Source organism: Dyadobacter sp., from assembly GCF_051859145.1.
Taxonomy (GTDB): domain Bacteria; phylum Bacteroidota; class Bacteroidia; order Cytophagales; family Spirosomataceae; genus Dyadobacter.
This window is the reverse complement of record NZ_JBHYGF010000001.1, coordinates 66,216-73,266: the sequence shown is the minus strand read 5'-3', so window position 1 is coordinate 73,266 and position 7,051 is coordinate 66,216. Positions and strand designations below refer to the sequence as shown.

Below are 7,051 nucleotides of genomic sequence, written 5' to 3'. Positions count from 1 at the left end.
AAATTATAAATTTAATATTTGATAAATAAATTTATGGTTTATGAATGCACAAGAGTTAGACTCAATTAAGAAGAGCCATTTACGAAATATGATCTTGAATGGTCAGAGAAAAGATCTCTATAAATTATTTGTAGAAGTTTATGGTGATATCATCTGTCACGGATCTATAATTTCTGCTGCTGAAATAATCAGTGTCGACATAGGAGTAAAAGTTAGCGTAAACACGATCAGAAAAATTCGCGAGAAAAAATTGATACAAAATCAATTTAAAAGAATCGAAGGGGATAAAAGTGCCGATGAATTGACAATATCAAGAGTGACTAAAGAGCCAGACCAAGCCGAGAACTCCAAAGAGTTCGACAAAAAAATGGAATATCTCAAAAACTGGAAACCCATCGAACCTAGTGAATCGGAAAAAGAAGTTCGAGTATCGGGTTTAAGATTCTAATAATTAATAACCAATTTTTATCAGAGAAAATGAAACAGTTCAACTTTATTATCCAATCAAAAGGAGGAGTAGGAAAATCATTCTTTACTTACCTAATCGGAATTAAACATGAAGAAATTAAGGAGACACTTTTCCTTGATGTGGATGGCTCTACAAAAACCAGTACCAACCAATTGAAATTCCTCTGGGAAGAAAGGAGAATAGGATCTATCCATCTGTTAGATGCACAACAACGTATTGCGAGAGACTTACTGTTTGGAAGTATCGAAGAAACAGCAACCTTGCCTTACACTAAATTTATCCTTGACTTCGGCGCACCAGAGTCGGAACAGCTCCCCGCACTCTTTTCAAGAGATATCCAAGAAAATGATTTAAAGGGATTTGCTGATTATTTAGAAAGTGAATTTATTTTCCATGTAATCATAGCTGGTGGGACTGCATATGCAGCATGCACAGACTATTTAAAGCAGATTGTTAAAGTAATTGGAACAGAGTTCAAGATTGTTGCATGGGTAAACGAAAATACATTTTTGAATTATTCAAACCAGATACAGGACCTGGAAGAAGCTTCCAAGGTGTTGCAGTTTGAAATTCAAAGATTTGGGAATATTCTTTCTGGAAGCGTGTTTGACACAAAAGTTGGCACAAACATTAAGGATGGACTTGGCAGCGAAGGGATTAAGAAGTCCGGATACATGATTAAAACGCAGATGGATCGGTTAATCTCTGAAATCAATATCTAATGGAAAGTATCTCCAAAGACGAAATCAAAAGAATACAGGGGTACTATCTTCAAAAATATGGTGAATCCATAGACCCTACTACTGCAATGCTCCTGAATGAGGTTCAAGAGATAAAAAAAAGCTCATTAGTCGAAAGAGACATGACCCTTGAGAAGATTAACAACGATATTGAATCCATTAAAGACTTATATAAACCCTTTCTTACAAATCAAAGTAAGATTGCGTTTCTGTATGGGCTGGGCAAATTCGCATGGACTTGGGTAGCCGCAATTGCCTTGTTATTAAGTGTATTATTACATCATACAAGAGAATCAACAACGTCTGAGTATAGGCAAGCCAGTAGTGTGTTAGACCGCTATCCAAATGTAGTAGCCTTTGAGCACCTCATTAAAAATGGTCGCGTCGTGGAAAATAAACGAGGTCTCTTCTTGGAAATAAAACCTGCTACAACGAAACTTTTACTTGGTAATACATATGTTCAAGATCCTGATAGGGCTATGAACAAGGAAGCATCAAAAATCTTAATTCCACTTTCATTTAAGTAAGTTATAATAAAAAAAATTTGCCATTAAATATAAATTATAGATTTTATATTTGATACCTTTGATAAAATATCAATTTAATATTTTTACCTCACAAACTATGCTAGCTATCATTATCAGTAATTCGATTTACATAATCCTGTGTTTTGTATTGTTCATCGGATATGTATTTGCCTATACTTCATTAAATGGGCTGCTATCTAAGAATCAGAACAAGTTAAGCGAGAAACCGACGGCTGAGTCATTCAATTCACTAAAAAGCGGTAGGGGAGGCTCCATCTCAGAAGCTGACCGTAGGAACATTGAAATGGCAAAGAATGGAGGTCATGAAGAGAACAATGAAGGATTCATGTTTGATGAAAATGCAAGGATAGGAGGGAACCAGCCTGCCGAACTACCTGAACAGCAAACCTCTGAGACGATTGTAGATATTGAAGATTACGAAAAAAAAAAGCTCTTAACGGATCAACAGCTTCCTAATGGATCTAAAAATAATTTAGAAGAAGGCAAAGAACAAGGTGGGGAAGAAAATATTGGCGTAACCGATAATTCAGAGGAAGATGAAGGCGATGGTTTTGATGCTGTGATCCATAACGAAGATGATGAAGATGAATCTCAGCCTATCAGCATTGAAGAAAAATTCATTGGAGAAATGTCATCAGAGGATTTGATTCTTCATAGTTCATTAAAAATTCAGATGCACGAAAGTGAAGAAATAAGAATAGCTCTAACCCAGGAATGCATTCAAGTCAATGATACGGTCAACAAACTCGAAGCTGACACAGGTAATCGTATAGAGCTTATCGTTAGCAAACTTCTTACCTCTCGCGAACGAGTCGTTTTTAATTTATTCCCCCAATTTCAATATGAACAAGCTGCATAAACTAAACTTCGAATTAGCCCTTGGTGTACTCCTTGGAGCACTATTGATCTTTTATGTTGGATTCAAAGGCTCCCTATCTCTTGTCACAATTGAAGAAACATTTTTCTATTGTGTCTTCTCCACCATTGGAATTTTAATAGGGTGCTGGGGGTATAAACAGTTCAAAAAAACCGTGTCCTAAAAGTCAAACAAGCATTTTAACAGTTCATTTTATATATTTTTTAACAATTCAAAAACAGATTTATGAAACAGATTTTTAAAAAGGTGACTGCTGCATCAGCAATGGTTTTGGTTGGAATGGGTAGTGTTTTAGCCCAGGGTAATGCAGGTATTCAGGCCGGAGCTGCTGCAATTCAGCAAGCAACAACTGATTTGCAGGCATACTTTGAGCCGGTGACAACTCTGATCTATGTAATTGCCGCCTTGGTAGGTTTGTTTGGAGGTTTCCGCATTTACTCTAAATGGCAAAATGGAGATCAAGATGTACAAAAACATGCAATTGGCTGGGTTGGTGCTGTTTTATTCATTCTTGCAATCGCAGCTGTATTGCAGGCAGTATTCTTCACCTAAGAAAGTAAAGTAACTAACAGAACAATTACATGCCAAATGGTTAATAGCCATTTGGCATTCTTAACCTTACAAATTATAAACCATCAAAGTTATGAAAAGTATGCTGGGCCAAATTTTAGTTCAAATGCAACATTACGTTGGAACAGGAGAAGGTGCTATTGATGGGTCAATAATTGACAGATACGTAACAAACCCTATATCAGATAATTTACAGCTCTTCACAACATTTGTTTACGTAATCTGCGGATTTATGGGTTTGCTTGGCGGCTTTAAGATCTATTCGAAGTGGATGAATGGCGATGATGATATTAAAGGATATGGGTTTAGATGGGTTGGTGCAATCATCGCAGTACTCCTTGTAGGAACATTGTTGCAAAGAATTGCTTCACAACAAAAAGCCATGTCGGGTGATTCGAATGTTCAAAACTTTATAAATGAATAGCTATGTCAATGAGTGGTGCATGGGTAATGGCAAAAATTATAGCACTGACTATTATTGCTGTTGCCGGATTAATAGCAGGGCTGCGCATTTTCCAAAATATGCAAAAGGGAGAAGAGTTTGAAGGTCCAATAATTAGATGGGGAGCGGGACTGGTGGGAGCATCTGCACTTGTATATGCTGTGGAAGCTTTCATTTATACTGATAGCGCTGGGTGGGCAAGTTCAGGTACTGCCCCACACTTAGTAGCAATAAGCTACGGAGCGGAAGCTCATCAAGCTGCTCTATACTTAGGAATTCTATTTTCAATTATCGGTCTTATCCGTATATATAGGAAGGTTCGGGACGGAGATGATGATGTTTATGACTACGGACTCAAATGGTTTGGCTCATTGATGTTCCTATTTATGATGGGATGGATCATTGACAGCATACTCAATTAGGTGACAATCTGTTACTTAACTCAATAATTTCGAAATCAACACCAAAGGTATTAAGTGACAGTGTGTCACTTTAACATAACCATCTATTAGCCATGAAAAAATATACCATTTATCGAGGAATCGACAACGAGATCGAGTTCAAAGGTCTCAAAGGACAGTTCTTCTATTATGCAGCAATTGGAGCTGTTATAACGATCATGCTGACTTTGTTTTTCCATATTGTTGGACTGCCGATCATTATCAGCATTGTCTTTCTTGTTGGCGGTTTAGCTACCTCTTTTTTTGTACCCCAGCACTACAACAAATCTCATGGAAAATGGGGGTTTAGCAAGTTGCCTGTTGTTACCATGCAACCCAAGTTTATAGTAAGACGAAAAGCCGCGCGTAATGTCGTAAAACTTAGAGCAGTTAAAAGAAATTAGTTATGTCAATGAAAATCAAGGAGGAAGAAAGTATCTTCCCAATTCTCGCAATAGACTCACACACAGATGTTATGGTATCAGCTAATGCTGACATTACCCTTGCATTTGAGCTAACACATCCGGAAGTATTTACAGCTTCGGATGGTGAAATTGATATTCTTTCTGACGCATACGTTAATGCGATTAAAACACTCCCTGTCGGATATATTGTTCATAAGCAAGACTGGTATGTTGAAGCTGAATATACTGCTGACTTTAACAATCCAACCATTAAAAACGGAAACTACCTTGCTCATGCAAACGAAAAGCATTTTGGTGAAAGACCTCACGTAATACATAAATGTTACATATATGTAACCCGGCCCTCAATGGATGCAAAAACAAGATCGAGCAAGAACTCATCTTTGTTAAAAAGGCATCTTGTCCCAAAAGAAATGTTACAGCAAAGCACATGGGATGCTTTCATGGATTCATGCGCACAATTCGAATATCTTCTGAATGGATCTGGTAAAATTAAGGCTCGGAGATTATCACCATCAGAAATTTTAGGTACTGAAAAAGAAACCGGACTGCTTGATAACTACCGCAGCCTAAGCTATGAAGACAGAAGTTTATTAGAAACGGAAACATCAAAAGATGGCTCGTTAAAAATTGGTAACAAATGGGTATACATGTACGTAATATCCGAATTGAATGACTTTCCACCAGCTGTAACCAATTCTATAACCTACGAGCCGTATTCCTCTGATAGATACCAAATACCAGTAAGCACTGGTGCAGTCTTAGGTATTGGAATGCCCTACAATCATATCTTCAATCAAGTAATAATGATTGAAGATCGTGGGAGTATCAACAAAAACCTTGTGAAGGAAATTAAAAGACACAACTCCTTTTCTGAGTGGGAAAAAGGGAATCAGGTATCAATGGCATACAAAGATGATTTTCTTCTAGAAATGGAAAAAAATGGAAGGGTTCCTGTAAAGGCGCATTTTAATGTCATGATTTGGGCAAATGACAGAGAAACTGCGGAAGCATATAAATCAACTACGGCTTCTTCTATTGCAAACTTGGGGTTCACCCCACGACAAGCTAGACACGACATATCTACAATATATTGGAGTTGCATACCGGGTAACATTGCAGAAATCGGAATAGACAATTTGCTAACATCATTTGTTGACGAAGCCGTTAGTTTACTGGCGATGGAAACAAACTACAATGACGCTGGATATTCTCCCTCCGGGATACGAATGACAGATAGGTTTGGCTATCCATTAATGGTTGATCTGTATGATGCCCCTTTGAAGAAAGGTGCGATCGCTAATAGAAATACATTTATTGTGGGTCCATCCGGATCAGGAAAATCCTTTTTCACAAATAACATGGTCTATTACATGCTTACAGCCAAAATGCATGTAAGTATTGTAGATGTTGGGCACAGTTACAAAAAATTATGTGAAACAATGGGTGGTAGATATATCACCTATTCACAAGATGATCCAATCGCCTTTAATCCATTCTTCTTTAAAACACTCAATCCATCAGAGGAAGATGAAGACGCTCTGTCTGAATTGCTATTAAGCCTTTGGAAAACAGATAATGAGCGAGTAACAAATGCTGAACTAACAACTATCAGAGATATTGTTCACTCATATTATGTGTTCCTAAGAGTTAAAAGATTATCTGGAGAGAAGTACTATCCTTGTTTCGATACTTTTTACGACTATACAAAAGTTGAGTTTCCCGCAGTATTCCATAAAAACGGCGGCAGAGAAGATGTCGAGTTTGACTTAAAAAATTTCCTTTACGTATTGAAGCCATACTATGATGATGGGCAATACGGTTTCCTGCTCAATTCCAGGAAGAACATTGATTTGATGGATCTCCCTTTTGTGATCTACGAGTTGGACAACATTAAAGACCATCCTGTATTGTTTCCGGTGACAACAATCATGATTATGAATACTTATGTACGTAAGTTATTCAACGTAAAGGGAACAATTAAGGCTCTAATTATTGAAGAAGCCTGGAAAGCTTTGACGAAAGAAAAATTTGCAAACTTCCTGCGTTGGGCATCTAAAACAGTTAGAAAGCATGATGGTTCCTTGATAGTTGTTACCCAGGAACTTGATGATCTTATCGGTAGTGAAGTTGTAAAAGATGCAATTATCAATAACTCTGATATTAAAATCCTTTTAGATCAGAAAAATTACGAAAACAGATTTAAAGAGATTGAAGGCTTACTCGGATTAAGTGAAAAACAGGCTTCCATTGTACAATCTGTCAACAGATCCATTGATCATAAAAGGCCACCTTACAGAGAAGTGTGTATCCTTTTAAAGGACTACGCCAAAGTGTATGGTATTGAAGTAAGCCCAACCGCGTATGCTGCCTTTACTACTAGAAAAGATGAAGTGGAAGAAATACATAGACTTGCCAAAGAGGTTTATCATAATGATATGACCAGAGCTACAACTGCTTGGGCAGGTGGAGAACGGCCACGTAAGCAATTAGCAACAAGCAACAACTAAAAGTCAATTCCACTTTAAATCATAGCAATC

The 7,051-nt window shown here is 37.3% G+C and carries 9 protein-coding genes; all 9 read left to right on the top strand.

All coding sequences use genetic code 11. The features are described from left to right. The first annotated feature begins 40 nt into the window (after positions 1-40). Complete coding sequence (locus ACTIE6_RS00375; RefSeq protein WP_138484452.1) at positions 41-448, top strand: hypothetical protein; 408 nt, start codon at positions 41-43, stop codon at positions 446-448. A gap of 29 nt (positions 449-477) precedes the next feature. Continuing rightward, a complete protein-coding gene (locus ACTIE6_RS00370) occupies positions 478-1,191 on the top strand; it encodes a hypothetical protein (protein ID WP_138484450.1) in 714 nt (237 codons plus the stop codon). Then, positions 1,191-1,736, top strand: a complete 546-nt coding sequence (locus tag ACTIE6_RS00365) for a hypothetical protein (RefSeq protein ID WP_439554733.1) — start codon at positions 1,191-1,193, stop codon at positions 1,734-1,736. Before ACTIE6_RS00370 ends, ACTIE6_RS00365 begins: the two co-directional genes overlap by 1 nt. Before the next feature lie 97 nt (positions 1,737-1,833). Further along, positions 1,834-2,616: a hypothetical protein gene (locus ACTIE6_RS00360; RefSeq protein WP_439554732.1), complete on the top strand. Its 783-nt coding sequence runs from the start codon at positions 1,834-1,836 to the stop codon at positions 2,614-2,616. 243 nt (positions 2,617-2,859) lie between these two features. Beyond that, a complete protein-coding gene (locus ACTIE6_RS00355) occupies positions 2,860-3,186 on the top strand; it encodes a DUF4134 family protein (RefSeq protein WP_439554731.1) in 327 nt (108 codons plus the stop codon). Positions 3,187-3,277: 91 nt separating this feature from the next. Beyond that, positions 3,278-3,628 carry a DUF4134 family protein gene (locus tag ACTIE6_RS00350; protein WP_439554730.1) on the top strand — a complete coding sequence of 117 codons (351 nt, stop codon included), beginning with the start codon at positions 3,278-3,280 and terminating at the stop codon, positions 3,626-3,628. Positions 3,629-3,636: 8 nt separating this feature from the next. Then, positions 3,637-4,068 carry a DUF4134 family protein gene (locus tag ACTIE6_RS00345; protein ID WP_439554729.1) on the top strand — a complete coding sequence of 144 codons (432 nt, stop codon included), beginning with the start codon at positions 3,637-3,639 and terminating at the stop codon, positions 4,066-4,068. Positions 4,069-4,160: 92 nt separating this feature from the next. Further along, on the top strand, positions 4,161-4,490 hold the full coding sequence (locus ACTIE6_RS00340) for a DUF4133 domain-containing protein (RefSeq protein ID WP_138484440.1): 330 nt from the start codon (positions 4,161-4,163) through the stop codon (positions 4,488-4,490). A gap of 2 nt (positions 4,491-4,492) precedes the next feature. Further along, the gene (locus ACTIE6_RS00335; protein ID WP_439554728.1) at positions 4,493-7,021 is read left to right on the top strand and encodes a TraG family conjugative transposon ATPase; all 2,529 of its coding nucleotides are present in this window, start codon (positions 4,493-4,495) and stop codon (positions 7,019-7,021) included. Positions 7,022-7,051 lie beyond the last annotated feature (30 nt).

Coding starts and splice junctions, on each gene's coding strand:
- ACTIE6_RS00375 (WP_138484452.1), top strand. CDS start 41: ATGAATGCACAAGAGTTAGACTCAATTAAGAAGAGCCATTTACGAAAT.
- ACTIE6_RS00370 (WP_138484450.1), top strand. CDS start 478: ATGAAACAGTTCAACTTTATTATCCAATCAAAAGGAGGAGTAGGAAAA.
- ACTIE6_RS00365 (WP_439554733.1), top strand. CDS start 1,191: ATGGAAAGTATCTCCAAAGACGAAATCAAAAGAATACAGGGGTACTAT.
- ACTIE6_RS00360 (WP_439554732.1), top strand. CDS start 1,834: ATGCTAGCTATCATTATCAGTAATTCGATTTACATAATCCTGTGTTTT.
- ACTIE6_RS00355 (WP_439554731.1), top strand. CDS start 2,860: ATGAAACAGATTTTTAAAAAGGTGACTGCTGCATCAGCAATGGTTTTG.
- ACTIE6_RS00350 (WP_439554730.1), top strand. CDS start 3,278: ATGAAAAGTATGCTGGGCCAAATTTTAGTTCAAATGCAACATTACGTT.
- ACTIE6_RS00345 (WP_439554729.1), top strand. CDS start 3,637: ATGAGTGGTGCATGGGTAATGGCAAAAATTATAGCACTGACTATTATT.
- ACTIE6_RS00340 (WP_138484440.1), top strand. CDS start 4,161: ATGAAAAAATATACCATTTATCGAGGAATCGACAACGAGATCGAGTTC.
- ACTIE6_RS00335 (WP_439554728.1), top strand. CDS start 4,493: ATGTCAATGAAAATCAAGGAGGAAGAAAGTATCTTCCCAATTCTCGCA.